The organism is Streptomyces sp. NPDC020597 (assembly GCF_044335095.1).
In the GTDB taxonomy this organism is placed as follows: Bacteria; Actinomycetota; Actinomycetes; order Streptomycetales; family Streptomycetaceae; genus Streptomyces.
Map to the genome: position 1 here is coordinate 180,689 of NZ_JBIRUL010000001.1, position 20,177 is coordinate 200,865.

Here is a 20,177-nt window from a genome sequence, read left to right on the forward strand (position 1 = left end):
TTTCGCGTCCGGAGGCGGGACCGGGACGGGCGCGGAGCGCGCTTACGTCGGGTTGAGTCCGTGGCTGCGCAGCCACGGCAGCGGGTCGATCGCCGAACCGCCGGCCGGCCGGACCTCGAAGTGCAGGTGCGGGCCGGTGGAGTTGCCGGAGTTGCCCGAGTAGGCGATCGGGTCGCCGGCCTTCACCGTCGTGCCGGAGGGGACGCGGTAGGTGGAGAGGTGGCAGTACCAGGTCTCCGTGCCGTCCTTCGCCGTCAGGATCAGCATGTTGCCGTAGGCGCTGTTCCACTGGGTGCGCACGGTGCCGTCGGTCGCGGCCATCACCGTCGTGCCGTACGAGACCGGGAAGTCGATGCCCGTGTGCTGCGACATCCAGTTGATGCCGGCCTGACCGAAGTAGGCGCTGAGGCCGTGCTGCGCGACCGGGAGGGCGTACTTGGGGCGCAGCCGCTCCTTGCGGGCCGCCTCCGCCGCCGCCTTCTTCTTCTCGGCCTCCTGCTGTGCCTTGAGGTCGATGCGTTCCTGCGTGCGGCTGACCCGGTCGCCGAAGTCGTCGGCGCCGGCGCTGAGCGTCGCGAGCTGGTTGTCCAGCTTGGTGTTGGCGGCGGCGGGCTTCACCGGCTGGGCGTCCGAGGCGGAGGCCGTGGTCTCCTTGCCGTCGCCGCCGGTCAGCGTGCCGACCGAGGCGGCGGCGATGCCGGCGACCCCCATCACGCAGACCGAGGGCACCGCCACCGTCAGCAGCGCGGAGCGCTTGGCGGGCATCCGGCGCCGGGAACGGTTCGCGTTGCGTGCGGCGGCCCGGCCGAGCGGCGCGGGAGCGGGCTCCTCCTCGTCGTCGAGGAGGACGAGCGGGGCGTCGTCCGCCGACGCGCCCTCGGGGCCGCTCGCTTCGGGGCCGTCGGCGTCGAACGCGACCTGCTCGAAAGTGGCGGTGGCCAGCTGGTCGAACGGGACCTCGGCCTGCTGCTCGAAGTCGCCCGCGGTCTGCGCGCGGACGTCGGACGGCTCGCCGCCGGAGTTCCACTGCGTGGCGTCGTACGCGCCGGTGTCGAAGCTCTGCGTGCCCCATTCCCACTGCTGGGTCGCGTCGGCGGGGCCGCCGGGCTGGTCCGGCTGGAGCCAGGCGCTCGCGTCCCAGTGGCCGGTGTCGTGCGCCGTCGCCTGCTGCGGGACCGCGGACAGATGCTGGTGCGCTCCCGTCTGCCAGGCGGTCGCGTCATACGCGCCGGAGTCGTGGACGGCGTGATGCTGGGCGGCGTACCCGTCGTAGTGCAGGTTCTGGTGGGCGCCCGTGTCCATCGTCGGATGGCTGTCCGTGTCCGCGGACCCGTGGACGCCGGTGTGCCACTGCGTGCCGTCGTACGTGCCGGTCGCGGGGCCGGCGCCGTCGCCCGCGAACCCGCCGAACTGGGGATCGGCAGTCGTGAAGTGGCCGGTGGCGTGCGTGCCGGCGTCGTAGCCGCCGGTCTCGTAGCCGTCATAGGCGGTGAAGTCGTCGTACGAGGCTTCCTGGGTGGCGTACGACGCGTAGTGCGCCGAAGCGGCGTCGGAAGCCGGGGCCGGGGAGGTCATGATTCCCGACGGGTGACGGTCATTCACCAACTTCTCTTTCGCCGACGACAGGGGCTGCCAGAGCAGTGCGGCGACTGTACCCGGCAGTACGCGGGCACGACAATGTTCTGCAGGTTTCGTGCCCGAAGGAAAGGGGCATTCGGCTCTGTTTCGGGGGACGACGGGCGCGGGCTTGGCCCTACGTTCGAATGGCGTTCGACGGCGAACGGGTGGCGGCGGGGTGCCCGGGCGTCACGCGACCGCCGGGCGCCATGGTGCATCCCGCCTGGCGGCACGGGACATGGCTGCCGGGCGGCGGTGTGCTCTCGTCGCCGGGCTGCCGCCCGGCTGTGGCCCGGGCGCTGTCAGGCCACCGTGACGCCGGTACGCCGGGTGCCGGAGCCGGCGGGCTCCTGCGGGGCGGGCGTGTCGAGGGCCTGCCGTATGCCGGTCGCGACGGCGGGGTGCACGGGCAGGGCGAGATGACCGATCCCGGTCACCCGGACGTTCTGCGCGGACAGGTCGGGATGGTCCACACAGGCGGACTCCAGCGGGTCCATGAGGTGGTCCAGGTCGCTCCAGAAGCTGACGAACCGGGTCCGGCACCCCGGCGCGGGCCGGGAGAGCTCCTCGATCACCGCCGAGCCCGGGCGCATCTGCCGCACTATCGGGTGCGCGTTCGCCAGCGGTGCGACCCGGGTGCCGGAGTGCGGGGTGCCCAGCGTGACCAGCATGCGGACGCGGACGTCACCGCCCAGCCGTTGCACGTAGTAGCGCGCGATCAGGCCGCCCAGGCTGTGCCCGACGACGTCGACCTGCACGCTGCCGGTGCGCTCGCAGATCTCCTCTATGTGGCGGCCGAGCAGCTCGGCCGCCGTCCGTATGTCACAGGTCAGCGGCGAGTAGTTGAGCGACTCCACGCGATGCCTGCCGTGCTGCGCGAGGCTGCGGCGCAGCAGGACGAACACGGAGCGGTTGTCGATGAACCCGTGCAGCAGCACCACCGGCGGGGGCGCCTGCGTGGGCAGCCGGGCCGGATCCCCGGCGGCGGATCCTGCGGGCAGCGCGGGACGCACCGGGCCGCGGCGCTCCTGCGCGATGCCCGACGGGTAGAGGAGCAGATGCCCCGCGAGGATGGCGAGGTCCAGGGCGGTCGCCTTGAGCAGGGTCAGGGACAGGCCGGCCAGTCGCCCCGGCAGACTCGTGAGGTCCGGCAGTCCCGGGATGCCCGGCAGGGCCGGCATGTCGGGGAGCAGACGCTGGCACAACGGTAGAAAGGGCTGCAGTGCCCGGGTGACCTTCATGGCCGACCTCCTGTCGGCACGCTGAGGACTTCTCTGTCCCCCGTGTGCCCTCGTGGAAGTCGCTGTCGAGGAGGTCGATCGGGCACGGCGGGGTGTGGAGCGGATGCGGCCCGTGGCTCGGGGTGCGTACGCCCTTGTGCGACGTTGCACCGTCGACGTGACGAGGATCCCTGCCGGTGTGGCGACAGGCTCCCCGCTGTCGTGCCTTACCTGCTCTACATGACCATCGTGCCTGTCGATGCGCCGCACCGCCACGCAGCGCGGGCTGCGACGCGACGAACGGCGACCTCGAAGCGGCTCCCTCTGCGCCTCGAACCCCCTGGGACAGGGTGCGAACGGTGCGCGGTGAACGTGTCCCTCCGTGTGATTTCCCCCTCGGTCAGCACCGCGAAACTGCCGGTTGCGGGATGCTGGCGATAACGTTCGTTCACTTCCCCCGGGCGGTGTGGCACGGGGTGTCCGTGGCCTCGAGGATGGACACAGTCGCTCGAGGACGGACGGAGTCGCTTCATGGAGGCAGTGATGGGTGTGGCAGCCGGTCCGATCCGCGTGGTGGTCGCCAAGCCGGGGCTCGACGGCCACGATCGCGGGGCCAAGGTGATCGCGCGGGCGCTGCGCGACGCCGGCATGGAGGTCATCTACACGGGGCTCCACCAGACGCCCGAGCAGATCGTCGACACCGCGATCCAGGAGGACGCCGACGCGATCGGTCTGTCCATCCTCTCGGGGGCGCACAACACGCTCTTCGCCGCGGTGATCGAGCTGCTGAAGGAGCGGGACGCGGCGGACATCCTGGTCTTCGGCGGCGGGATCATCCCCGAGGCGGACATCGCGCCGTTGAAGGAGAAGGGCGTCGCCGGGATCTTCACCCCCGGGGCGACCACCGCGTCCATCGTGGAGTGGGTCCGCGCCAACGTCAGGCAGTCCGCGCAGGCGTGAGCCCCTCCCGGGCGAGCTCTCGTGGGAGTGAGCCCTGGCGGGGACGGGTCCTGGCCGGGATGAGCCTGCGCAGGCACAGGCCCGCGCGAACATGACCGGCGCGGACATGACCGGCGGTGGCTGGGTCTGTGGCGTTGCGGCCGGTGGCCGGTCGGGAACAGGTCAGGCATCCCTGCCCCCGGGAGCCGGCGGTCCGAGTTCCTCAGCCATCAGCGCCCGCAGCCGGAGTGTCCTGCCCAGCCGCTGGAACGCCTCCGCCCAGTAGCCGCCCGCGCCCGGCGACGCGTCCTCCGGTTCGTCCGGCACCGCCAGGAGGGCGTCGAGCCGGGACGCTTCCGCGGGGTCGAGGCAGCGTTCGGCGAGCCCCATGACGCCGCTGAAACTCCACGGGTAACTGCCCGCGTCCCGCGCGATGTTGAGCGCGTCGACCACGGCGCGGCCGAGCGGCTCGGCCCACGGCACGGAGCAGACGCCGAGCAGCTGGAACGCCTCGGACAGACCGTGCGCCGAGATGAACCCCGCCACCCAGGCCGCCCGCTCGGACGGCGGCAGCGTGCCCAGCAGCTTCGCCCGCTCCGCGAGGGACACGGCGCCCGGCCCGCCCGCGCCGGGCGACGACGGCGCGCCGAGCAGCGCCCGTGACCAGTCGGCGTCCCGCTGGCGGACGGCGGCCCGGCACCAGGCCGCGTGCAGGTCGCTCATCCAGTCGTCGGCCACCGGAAGCGCCACGATCTGCTGCGGTGTGCGGCCGCCCAGCCGGGCCGGCCAGGCGGTGAGCGGGGCCGCCTCCAGCAACTGGCCGAGCCACCAGGACCGTTCGCCCCGACCGGGCGGGGCGTGCGGCGACACGCCGTCGCGCTCCATGGCCGCGTCGCACTCGTGCGGCGCCTCCACGAGGAGGGTCGGCGTGTCCCGGGTGTGGTCGACGGCCACGCACGTGCCGGCCCGGACCGCCATCCGCGCGGCGAGCGCCGACCCTGGCAGCGCCGACAGCAGCTCCGCGGCCGTGGCCCGCACATTGCGGCTGCGGTCCGCCAGCGCCTGTTCCAGGAACGGCTCGTCGCGTGGGGCGAGCCCGGTGCGCAGCGAGTCGAGGAACATCAGCCGGTCCTCGGCGCGCTCCGTCGACCAGGTGGCCGCGAGCAGTTCCCGGGCCGCGTCGGGGTCGCGGGAGCGCAGGGACGCGAGCAGGGCGACCCGCTCGGCGAACAGGCCCTCCTGCCAGAGGCGCCCTGCGGGCTCGGCCCCCGGCACCGCGTCCGGACCCTTGCCCCGCCCCGGCGCCGCACGCAGGGCGAACCGCCAGTCCGGGTTCAGCCGGGCCAGCCACAGGGCGCGCGGACCCGCGAACTCGAGCGCCGCGGGCCGCAGGTCGGTACGCGCGCGTGCCGCGTCGAGCAGCGCGGGGAGGGATTCGGGCGGTGCGGCGAATCCGCGCGCGTTGACCGCCGTCAGCCACTGGGGCAGCAGCTCCATGAGATCCGGCGACGCACCTCTGCGGCCGCCCGCGCCGGGGCCGGGCCGGCCCGCCAGGAGCAGGGCGAGTCTGCGGGCCGCCGCGCCGGGCAGCGGCGGGCGGTGGTCCTCGGCGGCCGGTTCCGGGCGGGGCGCCGCACGGCCGGGGCGCAGGCCGGCGCGCCGGCGTACGGTCTGCGTGGCCGCCGCGTCCAGCAGGGCCGTCGGCGCGTCCCGGCCCGGGGCCGCTCCCGGGGGCGTACGGCGGTCCGTGCCGAGGAGCGCGGCGCTGATCAGCTCGTCCCAGGCGGAGGCCGGGGGCGGGGATACGGGCGTGCTCATGGGGCTCCCTTCTGCCGAGGCTGCCGACGAGGTGTTCAGCACAGCCGCACCGCCTCTCCCGGGCCGGCCGGCCAGGCCGTCAGCGGGGTGAATCCACGGTGGCCGCACTCTCCGAAGACCCGGACGGGGGCGCCGCCGGAGAGGGCCGCCAGACGCCACAGACCGGGCCGGGCGAGCGCGGTGGGGGTGAGCGGCAGAGCCGTGCCGCCCTGCGCGTCCGCCAGTTGCCACGCGTCGCCGTCCGGCGTCGGGACGACGTCGGTCAGGGTCACCGGGACCGACTCCTGCCAGGGGTCGCGGCGCAGGGCCTCGCCGTAGCGTGCGGCCGCCTCGCGGGTGGACACGCCCGGCGGTCTGGCGCCGGTGGGGGCGGCCGGTGCGAACTGCTCTCCCAGAGCCGCCCGTTGCTGTCCCGCGCCGGGATACGCGGACAGTTCGGCGTCCAGCGCGAAGCCCACGGGCAGGGCGAGCTCGGGGGCCCGGCCGGCGGCTCCGTAGGACAGGACGAGCGCCGTACGGCCCGTGGTGGTCCCGTACAGCCAGATCCGGCGGGTCGTCAGTTTCGGGTCGGGCGTGTCGTACTGGGCGAGCACCAGCCACTGGTCACGGACCGGTGGGCCGTCCGCGGAGGCGGGCAGGCCGACGCGGCTGCGTACCGTCGCCGCGAGGTCCGCCGGCAGCCGCTCGCGGTGCAGCCAGCCGCGGTCGAGGAGGTGCAGCAGCGCGCACTCCTCCAGCAGCCGCACGGGCCAGCCCGGACCGGACGCGGGAATGGCGCCCAACTCCCGCACCCGGGCGGCCAGCCCGGGAGCCTGCGCGTCGACCATGCGGGCCGCCGTCTCCTCCCACTGCCCGTATCCGGCCTGTTCGGCGCCGGCCAGGCCGGAGCGCAGGAGATCGGCGAGCCGCTCCTCGAGCTCCGTGACCCCGCCGGTGACGCGCTCGGCGCGCCGCTCCGCCCGCCGCCGTGCCCCTTCCGCGTCGGCGGGGCCCGACGCGGAACCCTCCGCCCCCGTCAGCCGTTTCTCCTGCGTGCGCCGGCGCGCCGCGACCCACTGCTCGGCCCACTCCGGCTCCCGCCCCGTCGGCACGCCCTCCTCTCCGCCCGACCAGAGCAGCAGCAGCCCGAGCGCGTGCTTGCACGGGAACTTGCGGCTGGGACAACTGCACATGTATGCCGGACCCGAGCCGTCGACCGCGTGCGCGACGTCGACGGCCGTGCGGTACGGGCTGCCCGCGCCGCCCCGGCACAGGCCCCACACCATCCCCTTCCGCGAGCTGCCCGTCCCCGACCACGGGCCGGGCGCGGCGAGTTTGCTTCCCGCTTTGCGTGACGCGGAGTCAGGCGCCAGTGCCAGCACCTGGTCCGCGGTCCAGCGCACCCCCTGCTCAGTCATGCCACCGACGGTAGATCCCCCCACTGACAATCGGCCCGCCGAGCCCCGGACGCATCCGTCCGAGACGGCGTTTGTGCAGGTCGGATCGCATTGTCAGTGCCGTGGTGCACGGTGGACACCAGATCCGAACCGGCCGAGATGGAGGGGGCCTCAGCCATGTCTGTGTCCGTAGATCCGACGTCCGTCGAACCGAGTGCGAACAGGCCGGCCGATGCGTTGCGCCCGCATGCCGAGGAGGCCTTCGCGGAAGAGCTCGCGGCGCTGGCCGCGCAGGACGACCGGCCGCGTCCGGCCCGCTGGAACCTGTCGCCGTGGGCCGTGGTCACGTATCTCCTCGGCGGCGTCCTGCCCGACGGCACGGTGATCCTGCCCAAGTACGTGGGGCCGCGCCGCCTCGTCGAAGTAGCCGTCACCACCCTCGCCACCGACCGCGCCCTGCTGCTGCTCGGCGTCCCGGGAACCGCGAAGACATGGGTCTCCGAGCACCTCGCCGCCGCGGTCAGCGGCGACTCGACGCTGCTGGTGCAGGGCACGGCGGGCACCCCGGAGGAGGCGATGCGCTACGGCTGGAACTACGCGCAGCTGCTCGCGCACGGGCCGAGCCGGGACGCGCTGGTGCCCAGCCCCGTCATGCGGGCCATGGCGGAGGGGGCGACGGTGCGGGTGGAGGAGCTGACCCGTATCCCGGCCGACGTGCAGGACACGCTGATCACCGTCCTCTCCGAGAAGACGCTGCCGATACCGGAGTTGGGACAGGAGGTGCAGGCCGTCCGGGGCTTCAACCTCATCGCCACGGCCAACGACCGCGACCGCGGCGTCAACGAACTGTCCAGCGCGCTGCGCCGGCGCTTCAACACGGTGGTGCTGCCGCTGCCCGAGAGCGTCGAGGCCGAGGTGGACATCGTCGCGCGGCGCGTCGACCAGATCGGCCGCTCGCTGGACCTGCCGGCCGTTCCGGAGGGCATCGAAGAGATCCGCCGGGTGGTGACGGTCTTCCGCGAACTGCGCGACGGCGTCACCTCCGACGGCCGGACGAAGGTGAAGTCGCCGAGCGGCACGCTGTCCACCGCGGAGGCCATCTCCGTCGTGACGAGTGGTCTGGCACTGGCCGCGCACTTCGGTGACGGCGTGCTACGGCCGGGGGACGTGGCCGCGGGCATCCTCGGCGCGGTCGTCCGTGATCCGGCGGCCGACCGGGTCGTCTGGCAGGAGTACCTGGAGGCGGTCGTGCGTGAACGCGTCGGCTGGACCGACTTCTACCGCGCCTGCCGGGAGGTGAGCGCGTGAACGGGGACCACGGCGACCACGGGAACGGGGTCCGCGCCACGAGGAGGAGGAGCGAGGGGAGCGGCCTGGGCAACCGGAGCCGCGAAAACCACGTCAACGAGGTGACCTGGTCGCTCGCGCACGCAACGGGGAGGGAGAGGGTGACGGTGAACGACGACACGAAGTGGCCCCGCAGGTGAAGGGTGACCACAGCACGGCCGACGTCGACGGAGTCGGCGGCCGGAACGCGGGACGGCCGTTGCTGCTCGGGGTGCGTCACCACGGGCCGGGCTCGGCGCGGGCGGTACGGGCGGCTCTGGAGGCCGCCCGGCCCCTGGCCGTCCTGATCGAGGGACCGCCCGAGGCCGACGCGCTGATCCCGCTCGCCGCCGACCAGGACATGCGGCCGCCGGTCGCCCTGCTCGCACACGCCGTCGACGAACCCGGCCGATCGTCCTTCTGGCCGATGGCCGAGTTCTCGCCGGAGTGGGTCGCGCTCCGCTGGGCGCTGGACCACGCGGTCCCCGTCCGCTTCATGGACCTCCCGGCCGCGCACTCGCTGGCCTGGGAGAGCACACCGCAGACGAAGGAAGCGGAAAGGGACGGGCAGCGGGACGGGGAGGAGAGCGACGGGACGACGGGGGACGACAGGGGAACGGGGGCAGAGGGGAGCCACGCCCGGCTGCGCGGTGATCCGCTCGCCGTGCTGGCCGAGGCCGCGGGGTACGACGACGCCGAACGCTGGTGGGAGGACGTCGTCGAGCACCGGACCGCGGGGGCGCGGGACCCGTTCGCGCCGTTCGCCGCGATCGAGGAGGCCATGGGGGCGCTGCGCGAGACCGACGACACCGGGCCGGGCGCGAGCGGAACCGACAGGGATCTCGTGCGCGAGGCCTGCATGCGCGGCCACCTGCGGTCCGCGCAGCGGGAGTTCGGACCGGACGGGGTGGCTGTGGTCTGCGGGGCGTGGCATGTGCCCGCGCTGCGCCGCAAGGTCGCCGTCGCCGCCGACCGGGCGGTGCTCAGGGGACTGCCCAAGGTCCGGGCCGATCTGACCTGGGTGCCGTGGACGCACCGCCGGCTCGCGCGGGCCGGCGGGTACGGCGCGGGCATCGACGCGCCGGGCTGGTACGCCCACCTGTTCGGCGCGCCCGACCGGCCCGTCGAACGCTGGTTCACGAAGGCGGCGGCCCTGCTGCGCGAGGAGGACCACTTCGTGTCCCCGGCGCACGTCATCGAGGCGGTCCGGCTGGCCGAGGCGCTCGCCGCGCTGCGCGGCCGGCCGCTGCCGGGACTGAGCGAGACCACCGACGCCGCGCGGGCGGTGCTGTGCGAGGGCTCGGACGTCCCGCTGGCGCTGGTGCGCGACCGGCTGGTGATCGGGGACGTGCTCGGCGAGGTGCCGGCCGGGGCGCCCGCGGTGCCGCTGCAGCGCGACCTGGATCGGCAGCAGCGCCGGCTGCGGCTCAGACCGGAGGCGGCGGAGCGGGAGTTGGCGCTCGACCTGCGCAGGGAGAACGACGCCGAGCGCAGCAGACTGCTGCACCGGCTGCGCCTGCTGCACGTCGAATGGGGCGAGCCGGCCGCCTCACGCGGCAGCACGGGGACGTTCCGGGAGACCTGGCGGCTGAGGTGGGAGCCGGAGCTGTCCGTGCGGGTCGCCGAGGCCGGTGTGTGGGGGACGACCGTGACGGCCGCCGCCACCGCGAAGACGGCGGCGGACGCCGTCGCCGCGCGCGGCCTCGCCGAGGTGACGACGCTGGCCGAGCGCTGCCTCCTGGCCGGTCTGCCGGACGCGCTGCCGACCGTCATGCGGGTCCTCGCCGACCGGGCGGCCCTCGACACGGACGTCGGGCATCTCGCGGAGGCGCTGCCCGCCCTGGTCCGCGCCCTGCGCTACGGGGACGTGCGCGGCACCGACACCGGCGCGCTCACGGACGTCGCGGCGGGCCTCGCCGAGCGGATCTTCGTGGGGCTGCCGCCGGCCTGCGTCTCGCTGGACCCGGACGCGGCGGACTCGATGCGGCGTCATGTCGACGCGGTGCACGGCGCGGTGGCGATGCTCGACGACGTCCGCGCGGCGGGCGAGGAGGAGGCCTCCGGCACCGGTCGGCGCGTCCGCTGGCGCGCGGTGCTGCGGGCGCTGGCCGGGCGGGACAGTGTGCCCGGCGTCATCCGGGGGCGTGCCGCACGGCTGCTGCTGGACGAAGGCGAGCTGGATCCGCCGGCGGCGGAGCGGCTCATGGGGCTCGCCCTCTCGCCGGGGACGCCGCCGGGCGACGCGGCGGCCTGGATCGAGGGCTTCGTCGGCGGCGGAGCCGGGGGCGGGCTGCTCCTCGTACACGACGAACGGCTGCTCGCCCTGGTCGACGGGTGGCTGACGACGGTGACGGCGGAGGCGTTCACGGACGTACTGCCGCTGCTGCGGCGCACGTTCTCGGCGTACGAGCCGGGGGTGCGCAGAACGCTCGGCGAGCTGGTGCGGCGCGGTCCGGGGGAGCGGGCGTGCGGGCCGGGCGCCGAGGCGGCGGCACCCGGATTCGCGGCGGCCCTGGACGCGCCGCGCGCGGACGCCGTCCTGCCGGTGGTGCGCCTGCTGCTGGGGCTGGACCCGGGCGGGACGGAGGAGACGGGCGGCGGGACGGAGGAGACGACGGAGAAGACGGAGGAGAGGAAGGGCGCGGGCGAAGCCGGCGTGGTGGCGGGCACGGCACGGGGGCCGGGGGACGCCGAGTACTCGGGGGTGGGCGCATGACGACGACAGGTCCGAGGACGGCCGGCGCGGAGGCGAGGGGGACGGAGGCGAACGCCGTGGCGGAGAGCGACACGGACAGGGTGACGGGGGCGGACGCCGGGCAGGAGCGGCTGAGGCGCTGGCGGCTCGTGCTCGGGGGAGACGCGGCCGACGGCACGGGCCACGGTCTGTCCGGCCGGGACGCGGCCATGGACGGGGCGCTCGCCGCGCTCTACGGGGCGCCGGAGGGACCACCGCGCACGGGGCGGGAGCGTTCGGGGGGACTGGGCGCCTCGGCGCCGTCAGTGGCGCGCTGGCTCGGGGACATCAGGACGTACTTCCCGTCCTCCGTGGTGCAGGTCATGCAACGCGACGCCATCGACCGGCTCGGGCTGTCCGCCCTCCTTCTGGAGCCGGAGATGCTGGAGGCGGTCGAGGCCGACGTGCATCTCGTGGGCACCCTGCTCTCCCTCCACCGGGCGATGCCGGAGACGACGAAGGAGACGGCGCGGGCCGTCGTCCGCAAGGTCGTCGAGGACCTCGAGAAGCGGTTCGCCGCCCGCACCCGGGTCGCCCTCAGCGGCGCGCTCGACCGGAGTACGAGGCTGCACCGCCCGCGCCACCGGGACATCGACTGGAACCGCACGATCGCCGCCAACCTCAAGCACTACCAGCCCGAGTACGGGACGGTCGTACCGGAGCGCCTCGTCGGGTACGGGAGGGCCTCGCAGTCCCTGCGCAAGGAGGTGATCCTCTGCATCGACCAGTCGGGTTCGATGGCGTCGTCGGTGGTGTACGCGTCGGTGTTCGGGGCGGTGCTGGCGTCGATGCGGTCGCTCAGCACCCGGCTCGTCGTCTTCGACACGGCGGTCGCCGACCTCACCGACCGGCTCGACGATCCCGTGGACGTCATGTTCGGCACCCGGCTCGGCGGCGGCACGGACATCAACCGGGCGCTGGCGTACTGCCAGTCGCAGATCACCCGGCCCGCCGAGACCGTGGTGGTGCTCGTCAGTGACCTGTACGAGGGAGGCATACGCCACGAGATGCTCAAACGGGTCGCGGCGATGAAGGCGTCGGGCGTGCAGTTCGTCGCGCTGCTCGCCCTGTCCGACGAGGGAGCGCCGGCCTACGACCGGGAGCACGCGGCCGCGCTCGCGGCACTGGGGGCGCCGGCGTTCGCCTGCACGCCCGACCTGTTCCCGGAGGTCATGGCGGCGGCCCTGGAGAAACGGGCGCTGCCCGTACCGGACGGGGGGTGAGCGGAGCGGCGGCAACGGCACGATTACCCATCGGTAACAGGGGCTTGCGCGACAGCGGGACCCGCGTGCAAGGATCGGGACACGTTGCCGCCGCCCACGGGAGGAACGTCCCCTCTTGGCCTCGTCCGCCGTTGCGTCCGCCGCCGCTCCGCGCGTTCCGCGTTCGGGGCCGGGGCGGCGCGCACTGCACCTCGCGCTGCTGGTGGGCGGATTGCTCGCGCTGGGGATCCTCGGCGGGGAGCAGGCGCAAGCGGTGGACGGCGCGCCGCCGATGCGGGCGACGTGGCGAGTCCTCGCGTCGCCGCCCGGCACGGCCGTCGCGCCGGGCCAGGCCGCACGCCCCCTTGTTCGCGAGATCCCCGCGTTCCGCCCCGTCCGGCCCCTGGCCGCTCTCCGGGCACCCGCGGAGGTCCGGGCGCCTGCGGCCGTCCCGGCGCCTGCGGCCCTCCCGGCACCCGCGGCCGTCCCGGCACCCGCGGCCGTGCCGGCACCCGCGCCCGCAGCGCTCCTGAAGCCCCCCGCGCATGCGGCGGCGGAGGGGCACCGACAGGTTTCCGCCGCCCGCGGCGATCACGTCCCCGTTCCTCGCCCTCCCGCCGCCCCAGGCGGCCGAACTTCCCTCTTCGGCCGGTCTTCCGCCTCCGGCCGGACATCCACCCCCGCCCGCACCCTCGCCGCCGCTCCTGCCCCCGTTCCCGTCCCGGGCCGCGCCCCCGTGGTCTCGTCGGTGCGGTACGGCCCGCCCGCGGGCGGGCCGGGCGGTCCGGGAGGTCCGGGCGGCCCCAGCGGCCTGGCGGGCGGCGCGACGGCGCTCGACGGCGGCGCGCCGCGAGACGCCGACGTGCACGCCGTCCTGCCGTCGCCGCGCCGTGTGCCGCTGTGTCCGGCGTCCGGACCCGCCCCGCGCAGCGACGCCGCAGGGACGCGGGACGGTCACCGGGACGTCCCGGTCTTCCCCGGCTGAGGCCTGGAGGCCGGGCGGCCCGCGGCCCGCCTCCGGAGGCCCCGCCCCTCCGGAGGGAGTCGCCCGCCCTCCGGAGGGAGTCGCCCGCCCTCCGGAGGGAGTCGCCCGCCCCCGGAGGGGGTCGCTCGCTGCGCGGGGACTCGCTCGCTGCGCAGCTCGCATCCCATGACTTCGTGAGGCGACGGACCACGGACGGCCGAAAGCCGTCGGCCGGTTCGTCCGGAGCCTCACGGATGGGGGCGGGTGGTTCCCATTGGGGTGGGGACCACCCGCCCTGAGCCCCTGAGGGGCTGTTCAGGGGCCTCACCGGGTCTACCCCAACCCGGTGAGGTCCTTCCTCCCCACCTCACAACCGGCACGGGGTGCCAGTGATCCCGGCATCATGTGACAGGTATCACCGCTCAGGTGTGACCCTCGATTTAGGGGCCTCCTGCAAGCAGCGATAACCTGCGAGACGGACATGCCGCGCGCTCGGACACCGTGTGCGCCTCCCTTGTGACTGACAGACGAAGCGGACGTCACGTTGCCCTCGCGGCACGCCCACGCAGACAACGAACCGCGAGATCACTGATAGGGACGGAAGCGCGTGGACCTGTTCGAGTACCAGGCGAGGGACCTCTTCGCCAAGCACGATGTACCGGTGCTGGCCGGTGAAGTCATCGACACGCCTGAGGCGGCCCGCGCAGCCACCGAGCGTCTCGGTGGCAAGTCCGTCGTCAAGGCCCAGGTGAAGGTCGGTGGCCGCGGCAAGGCCGGCGGCGTCAAGCTGGCGGCGACCCCGGACGAGGCCGTCGCCCGTGCGACGGACATCCTCGGCATGGACATCAAGGGCCACACGGTCCACAAGGTGATGATCGCCGAGACGGCCCCGGAGATCCTGGAGGAGTACTACGTCTCCTTCCTCCTGGACCGTGCGAACCGCACCTTCCTCTCCATCGCGTCCGTCGAGGGCGGCATGGAGATCGAGGAGGTGGCGGAGACCCGCCCCGAGGCCGTCGCCAAGACGCCGATCGACGCCAACGTCGGCGTGACCCCCGAGGTCGCCCGCCAGATCGTCGAGGCCGCGAACTTCCCGGCCGAGGTCGCCGACAAGGTCGAGAACGTCCTGGTCACCCTGTGGAAGACCTTCGTCGAGGAGGACGCCCTCCTCGTCGAGGTGAACCCGCTGGCCAAGGTCGCCTCCGGTGACGTCATCGCCCTCGACGGCAAGGTGTCGCTGGACGAGAACGCCGAGTTCCGCCAGCCGGACCACGAGGCGCTCCAGGACAAGGACTCGGCGAACCCGCTCGAGGCCGCGGCCAAGGAGAAGAACCTCAACTACGTCAAGCTCGACGGCGAGGTCGGCATCATCGGCAACGGCGCGGGTCTCGTCATGAGCACCCTGGACGTCGTCGCGTACGCCGGTGAGGCGCACGGCGGCGTCAAGCCCGCCAACTTCCTCGACATCGGCGGCGGCGCCTCCGCCGCCGTCATGGCGAACGGCCTGGAGATCATCCTGGGTGACCCGGACGTCAAGTCCGTGTTCGTCAACGTCTTCGGCGGCATCACCGCCTGCGACGAGGTCGCCAACGGCATCGTCCAGGCGCTGAAGCTCCTCGAGGACCGCGGCGAGGAAGTCACCAAGCCGCTCGTCGTCCGTCTGGACGGCAACAACGCCGAGCTGGGTCGTCAGATCCTCTCCGACGCCAACCACCCGCTGGTCCAGCGCGTGGACACCATGGACGGCGCGGCCGACAAGGCCGCCGAGCTCGCGGCTGCGAAGTAAGGGAAGAGGGACAGAACAGCCATGGCTATCTTCCTGAACAAGGACAGCAAGGTCATCGTCCAGGGCATGACCGGTGCCACGGGCATGAAGCACACCAAGCTCATGCTGGCGGACGGCACCAACATCGTCGGCGGCGTGAACCCCCGCAAGGCGGGCACCTCCGTCGACTTCGACGGCACCGAGATCCCGGTCTTCGGCACGGTCGCCGAGGCGATGGAGAAGACGGGCGCCAACGTGTCCGTCCTCTTCGTGCCGCCCGCCTTCGCGAAGGCCGCCGTCGTCGAGGCGATCGACGCCGAGATCCCGCTCGCGGTCGTCATCACCGAGGGCATCGCCGTCCACGACTCGGCCGCGTTCTACGCGTACGCCGTGTCCCAGGGCGACAAGACCCGGATCATCGGCCCGAACTGCCCCGGTCTCATCACGCCGGGCCAGTCGAACGCCGGCATCATCCCGGGCGACATCACGAAGCCGGGCCGCATCGGCCTGGTCTCGAAGTCCGGCACGCTGACGTACCAGATGATGTACGAGCTGCGCGACATCGGCTTCTCGTCCGCGGTCGGCATCGGTGGCGACCCGGTCATCGGCACCACGCACATCGACGCGCTCGCCGCGTTCGAGGCCGACCCCGACACCGAGCTGATCGTCATGATCGGTGAGATCGGCGGCGACGCCGAGGAGCGGGCCGCGGCCTTCATCAAGGACAACGTGAAGAAGCCGGTCGTCGGCTACGTCGCGGGCTTCACCGCGCCCGAGGGCAAGACCATGGGCCACGCCGGCGCCATCGTCTCCGGCTCCTCCGGCACGGCCGCCGCGAAGAAGGAGGCCCTCGAGGCCGCCGGCGTCAAGGTCGGCAAGACGCCGACCGAGACGGCCAAGCTCGCGCGCGAGATCCTCGCGGCCGGCTGAGTCGTCCGACCGTGTCACTCCGCTGACGCGTTCCGGCCGGGCCTTCACCCGGGACGCGGTGGCCGAACGCCGACGGGCCCGTTCCCTCAGGGGAGCGGGCCCGCCGTCTTTCCGCCGCCCTGCCGGTCACTCGGGGCGGGGGAGCAGCCTGTCCGGGCCGTTCTGCGTCTCGGACCTCAGCTTCGCGCGCAGCTTCAGCTGTGCGTCCGACAACGTGCCCCGTGCCGCCCGCGGCGGGACGCCCTGCACGGTCTCACCGGCGGGCACCGGGGGTTCGTAGCGGGTGGGGGCGGTGCGCGCGGTCAGCGCGGTCGCGCCGATGATCGCGATCGTGAACGCGATCGCCGCCCTGGTCCAGAAGCGAGCCCGCCGCTCACCGGCCGACCGCACGGCGGGCGGCCTGGGCGCGCGCAGCCGTTCGGCGGACGCGACCTCGGCCAGCCGCCGGTGCAGTACGGCCGGGCTCGCCAGCTCGGGCAGCCGCGAGGCGACCGCCTCGCGCGCGTGCAGCAGCCGGTACGCCGCCGCCGGGGTGCTCGCCTCGGTCTCGGCGGCCGTCTCCGGCAGATCGAGCCCGACGCCGTCGTAGAGCAGGAGCGTGCGGCGGTACGTTGCCGGGAGGGTGAGCAGGACGTCGAGCAGCGCGCGGTCGGGCGCCTCGGCCGGGGGCGGCTCCGGGTGCCGGTAGCGCGGGCGGAACCGGTGCCACGGGGAGAGCGCGTACTCGTGGGTCGCGGCGCGCACCCAGCCGGCCGGGTCGGGGTCCACGGCCACCTCCGGCCAGCACTGCCATGCCAGTCGGAACGCCTGTTCGACCGACTCGCGGGCGAGTTCGCGACGCCCGGACAGCAGATAGGCCTGGCGGACGAGGGCGGGGGCGCAGAACGCGTAGAGGCCGTCGAAGGCCTGAGCGGGCGTCAAGGGGGTGGCCGGCGAGGTTGGTCGGGAAGCGGGTTCCCCGTCCCGCGGGTCCACGTCCAGGGGCTCCGGGCCCGTCGTCGGGTGTGCCGTCGCCGGGCCCGCCGTCGCCCCGCCCGCCTTCGTAGGGCGTCGCTTCGTCAGGCGTACCGTCACCTGGCGTCGTGCCGCCGCCTCCTGGGTGTTCGTCACCTTTTCCGCCTTGTCCAGCGATGCCGGCAGTTTCGCGTACGCCTCCCGCGCGCGGCCTCGGGGCGCTGCTTCATGTGGTGCCCCTTCGCCCGTAAAAGTACATAAAACGTATATTGGGCGACACATCCGAAGTTCGCCCGTTACGACGGAAAAGCGCGTGTCGTTGGGAGCATGGCCGTCGTGATCCCGATGACCGCTCGCCGGCTTACGTTGTCGTCCCTGCTGCCCCGGATGCGCGACCGATCGCCCGGACTGGCCGCCGGCCTCGTGGGCGGTGTGCTCGCGGCCGGGCTGGGACTCGGGTCCTTCGCCGCGCTCGTGATGGTGCTGTGGATCAGCTCCCCCTACCCCGACAGCGGGCCCGGCGGCGCGCTGCACGTCGCCGCCGCGCTGTGGCTGCTGGCCCACGGCGCGGAACTGGTGCGCGTCGACACGCTGTCCGGGGCGCCGTTGCCGGTCGGCGTCACTCCGCTGCTGCTGCTCGCGCTGCCGGTGTGGCTGCTGCGGAGGGCGGCCCGCGACGCGGTGGACGCGGGTGACGCCGACGGCGGTGACGAGAGCGGTGAGCCGGTCGGCGCCCGCACGGTGTGGGCCGGCGTCGTGGTCGGGTATCTGGCCGTCGGCTCGGGCGCCGCCCTCTACGCCGCCGCGGACGGAGCGCTGCGGACCTCGTGGGCGTGGACGGCGGTGTGCGTCCCGACGGTGGCCGTGCTGGCCGCCGGGGCGGGCGTGTGGTCGGCCTGCGGTCACCCGCGCGGACCCGTGGACGGGGTGCTGCTGATGCTGCCGCGCGGGCTGCGGCGGCCGCTCCTCGGGACGGCGGAGCGCGCCCGTCTGGCGGCCGCGGCGCGCGCGGCGGCCGCGGGTGCGGTGGTGCTCGTCGGGGGCGGCGCGCTGCTGGTGGCGTCGTCGTCGGTGTGGCACGCCGGGGCGGCCCGCGAGGCGTTCCTGCAGTTGACGGAGGGTTGGTCCGGGCGGTTCGCGGTGCTGCTGCTGTGCGTGGCGCTGGTGCCGAACGCGGCGGTGTGGGGGGCCGCCTACGCCCTGGGGCCGGGGTATCTCCTCGGCGCGGGGCACGTGGTGGCGCCGCTGTCCTCCGACCCTGCGCCGCTGCTGCCGCCGTTTCCGCTGCTGGCGGCGGTTCCCGAGGCCGGCGCCGGTACGCCGTGGAACTGGGCGGCGGGCGTGGTGCCCCTGGTGGCGGGCATGACGGCAGGCGTATTCGCGGCCCGTGCGGCGACGGCCTGTTCGACGCCGGCCTCCACGGCGACGGGGTGGAATGAGGCGTCCGCCGGGACGGGTCCGGGCGGCGGGACGGCCGCGGCTGCCGGGGAGGCGGGCGAGGTCTGGTCGCGGGGGAGGACCGTCGGAGTCGTCGTTCTGGCGGGCCTGGGGTGCGGGGTGCTGATGGGAGCACTGGCGGGGCTGGCGGGCGGGCCGCTGGGCGCCTCCGTGCTGGCCCGGTTCGGGCCGGTGTGGTGGCAGGCCGGGGGTGCGGCGCTGCTGTGGGTGGCGGGGGTGGGGACGCCGGTGGCCGTGGCGGTACGCGCGTGGCGTTGCCGGGGGCGGGGGGCGACCGGGAGGGGCCGGGTGCTCGGGAGACAGCCGGCCGGGAAGGCGGGGACCGGGCGCGGGACGGCGGGAGCCGCGGGCGCCGCGGGGACCTCGGGGGCCGCGGGGACCTTGGGGGAGGAGTTGTACGACTTCCTCGTCCCGCGGGATGCCGCGCCCGGCGTGCCGACGCGGCTGTTCGAGGAAGTCGTCGACCCCTTCGCGCCGATCGAGCCGGCGTCCTACGCGCCGCCCCCGGACCTGTTCGCCCCCCTCGAGTCCGCGCCGTTCCCCGAGTCCGCGCCGTTCCCCGGGCCCGGCGACATCTCCACGCCGCCCTGGCGTCCCACGCCGCCCAGGCCGCTCACACCGCCCCGGCCCGCCGAGCCGCCCGCGCGCCCCGCGTGGCGTGAGCCGCTCGCCGACGCCGGGCCCGTGGAGCCCGTCGGGCCGGTGGAGCCCGGCGCGCGGGCGTGGCACGGGGACTCGGCCCGGGAGGCCCGGTGGGCGGCGTTGCGCGAGGCGGGCGAGGAGGGCGAGGAGGGCGACGGCGAGGAGGCGACGGGGCCGAGGCGGTGACCGTCCGTCGGACGGTCACCGCCTCGGCCCCGCGCCCGGCCGCTCACCTTCGGGAGGGGCGGGACCTCAGGAGTCGGACCCCAGGATTCCCCGCAGTTCCTTCGGCAGCAGGTCGCTGCAGGACTGCTTCGCCTCGTTGGTGAGGGCGTCGTTGGTGCAGGTGTAGTAGTCCTGGTACACGAGCTGCGCGGTGAAGCCGGCGGCGACCAGGGCCAGCGCCAGGGAGGCGGTGACCACGCCGCTCACCGCGGCGGTCTTCTGCGGGCGGCCGCCGCTCTCCGGGCTGTCGGGCGACGGGGTGCGGGGCCCCGCGCGCAGGGCGCTGATGCCCCAGTTCAGGGCGAGGGCACCGAGCAGCAGGGCCACGTACGGCCAGCCGAAGAGGACGAAGAAGAAGGCCCACATGCCGCTGAGCAGCGCGTAGCGTGCGCGGCGCTGGGCGGGGTCGGTGGGGTCCCAGCGCTTGCCGCCGTTCTCGGGGCCCGGGCCGCCGTTCCCGTTCCCGTTGTCGGGCCCGCGGCCCGGGCGGTCGCCGAAGCCGCCGGGGGAGCGGCCGGGCTGCTGGTCGCTCCACTGACGGCCCCACGGGGACTCCCCGCCCTCGGGGGCGCCGCCCGCCGGACGCCGGGGCTGCCACGGACGGTCGGGTGCGTCCTCCGGGGGCGGGGCGAACGGGTTGTCGTCCTCGGGGGGCGTGCCGTCGCCCGAGGGGGCGTCCGGAGGGGATGCTGGGCGCTCCCGCAGCAGCACGGCGCCGCGCTCCCCTCCCTGCGGTGACTGCGGGGGGAGCGTGAGGAGTCGCAGACTGCGGTCCGGCATCAAATGAGCGTCTTCCCCTAGAGATACGGCTGACTGGTGTGAGCTGTCGTAGGGGGAACGCACCGCACGACGACCGCGTTCCCGCTCCCCGCTCCTCGCAGACGCTACCTTCCGGCCGCGCCCCCGTCCCTCGGGGGCCGCCCGGTGTGCCGGTATCGTTGCTGACGGTCGGCTCCTTCGTAGGCTTCCCCGTATCCGGGGGCGCGATGCATTCGTACGAAAGCACA

The 20,177-nt window shown here is 74.5% G+C and carries 13 protein-coding genes; 7 read left to right on the forward strand and 6 right to left on the reverse strand.

The window, feature by feature from the left end:
• Positions 1-42: 42 nt before the first annotated feature.
• Together ACH4ZA_RS00885 and ACH4ZA_RS00890 are read right to left on the reverse strand one after the other, a co-directional pair.
• Positions 43-1,575, reverse strand: coding sequence for a M23 family metallopeptidase (locus tag ACH4ZA_RS00885; protein ID WP_398427459.1), 1,533 nt, complete (start codon positions 1,573-1,575; stop codon positions 43-45).
• 344 nt (positions 1,576-1,919) lie between these two features.
• Positions 1,920-2,858, reverse strand: coding sequence for an alpha/beta fold hydrolase (locus ACH4ZA_RS00890; RefSeq protein ID WP_319281248.1), 939 nt, complete (start codon positions 2,856-2,858; stop codon positions 1,920-1,922).
• Positions 2,859-3,380: 522 nt separating this feature from the next.
• Between ACH4ZA_RS00890 and ACH4ZA_RS00895 the strand changes: the two genes are divergently transcribed.
• A complete protein-coding gene (locus ACH4ZA_RS00895; RefSeq protein WP_057584774.1) occupies positions 3,381-3,797 on the forward strand; it encodes a cobalamin B12-binding domain-containing protein in 417 nt (138 codons plus the stop codon).
• Positions 3,798-3,959: 162 nt separating this feature from the next.
• On the opposite strand, the gene ACH4ZA_RS00900 is transcribed toward ACH4ZA_RS00895, so the two are convergent.
• Both ACH4ZA_RS00900 and ACH4ZA_RS00905 read right to left on the reverse strand, forming a co-directional pair.
• A complete protein-coding gene (locus tag ACH4ZA_RS00900) occupies positions 3,960-5,594 on the reverse strand; it encodes a DUF5691 domain-containing protein (protein ID WP_398427460.1) in 1,635 nt (544 codons plus the stop codon).
• Between the two features lie 35 nt (positions 5,595-5,629).
• Positions 5,630-6,991 carry an SWIM zinc finger family protein gene (locus ACH4ZA_RS00905; protein ID WP_319282450.1) on the reverse strand — a complete coding sequence of 454 codons (1,362 nt, stop codon included), beginning with the start codon at positions 6,989-6,991 and terminating at the stop codon, positions 5,630-5,632.
• Positions 6,992-7,147: 156 nt separating this feature from the next.
• On the opposite strand from ACH4ZA_RS00905, the gene ACH4ZA_RS00910 reads away from it, so the two are divergent.
• The 5 genes from ACH4ZA_RS00910 (at position 7,148) to sucD (ending at position 15,891) form a co-directional block, all read left to right on the forward strand.
• Complete coding sequence (locus tag ACH4ZA_RS00910) at positions 7,148-8,278, forward strand: AAA family ATPase (protein WP_398427463.1); 1,131 nt, start codon at positions 7,148-7,150, stop codon at positions 8,276-8,278.
• A gap of 238 nt (positions 8,279-8,516) precedes the next feature.
• Positions 8,517-11,012, forward strand: a complete 2,496-nt coding sequence (locus tag ACH4ZA_RS00915; RefSeq protein WP_398427807.1) for a DUF5682 family protein — start codon at positions 8,517-8,519, stop codon at positions 11,010-11,012.
• Complete coding sequence (locus tag ACH4ZA_RS00920; protein ID WP_398427464.1) at positions 11,009-12,253, forward strand: VWA domain-containing protein; 1,245 nt, start codon at positions 11,009-11,011, stop codon at positions 12,251-12,253. The genes ACH4ZA_RS00915 and ACH4ZA_RS00920 overlap by 4 nt, the downstream gene beginning before the upstream one ends.
• Positions 12,254-13,803: 1,550 nt before the next feature.
• The gene (gene sucC, locus ACH4ZA_RS00925; protein ID WP_319279707.1) at positions 13,804-14,982 is read left to right on the forward strand and encodes an ADP-forming succinate--CoA ligase subunit beta; all 1,179 of its coding nucleotides are present in this window, start codon (positions 13,804-13,806) and stop codon (positions 14,980-14,982) included.
• A 21-nt stretch (positions 14,983-15,003) separates the two neighbouring features.
• Positions 15,004-15,891 (forward strand): succinate--CoA ligase subunit alpha, encoded by an 888-nt coding sequence (gene sucD, locus ACH4ZA_RS00930; protein ID WP_319279706.1) that lies wholly within the window; start codon positions 15,004-15,006, stop codon positions 15,889-15,891.
• A gap of 126 nt (positions 15,892-16,017) precedes the next feature.
• Here sucD and ACH4ZA_RS00935 read toward each other — a convergent pair whose 3' ends face one another.
• The gene (locus ACH4ZA_RS00935; protein ID WP_398427808.1) at positions 16,018-17,115 is read right to left on the reverse strand and encodes an RNA polymerase sigma factor; all 1,098 of its coding nucleotides are present in this window, start codon (positions 17,113-17,115) and stop codon (positions 16,018-16,020) included.
• A 57-nt stretch (positions 17,116-17,172) separates the two neighbouring features.
• Between ACH4ZA_RS00935 and ACH4ZA_RS00940 the strand changes: the two genes are divergently transcribed.
• Entirely contained in the window at positions 17,173-19,131 is a 1,959-nt protein-coding gene (locus tag ACH4ZA_RS00940; RefSeq protein WP_319279704.1) for a DUF6350 family protein, read from the forward strand.
• 66 nt (positions 19,132-19,197) lie between these two features.
• Here ACH4ZA_RS00940 and ACH4ZA_RS00945 read toward each other — a convergent pair whose 3' ends face one another.
• The gene (locus ACH4ZA_RS00945) at positions 19,198-19,950 is read right to left on the reverse strand and encodes a hypothetical protein (RefSeq protein WP_319279702.1); all 753 of its coding nucleotides are present in this window, start codon (positions 19,948-19,950) and stop codon (positions 19,198-19,200) included.
• Positions 19,951-20,177: the final 227 nt, after the last annotated feature.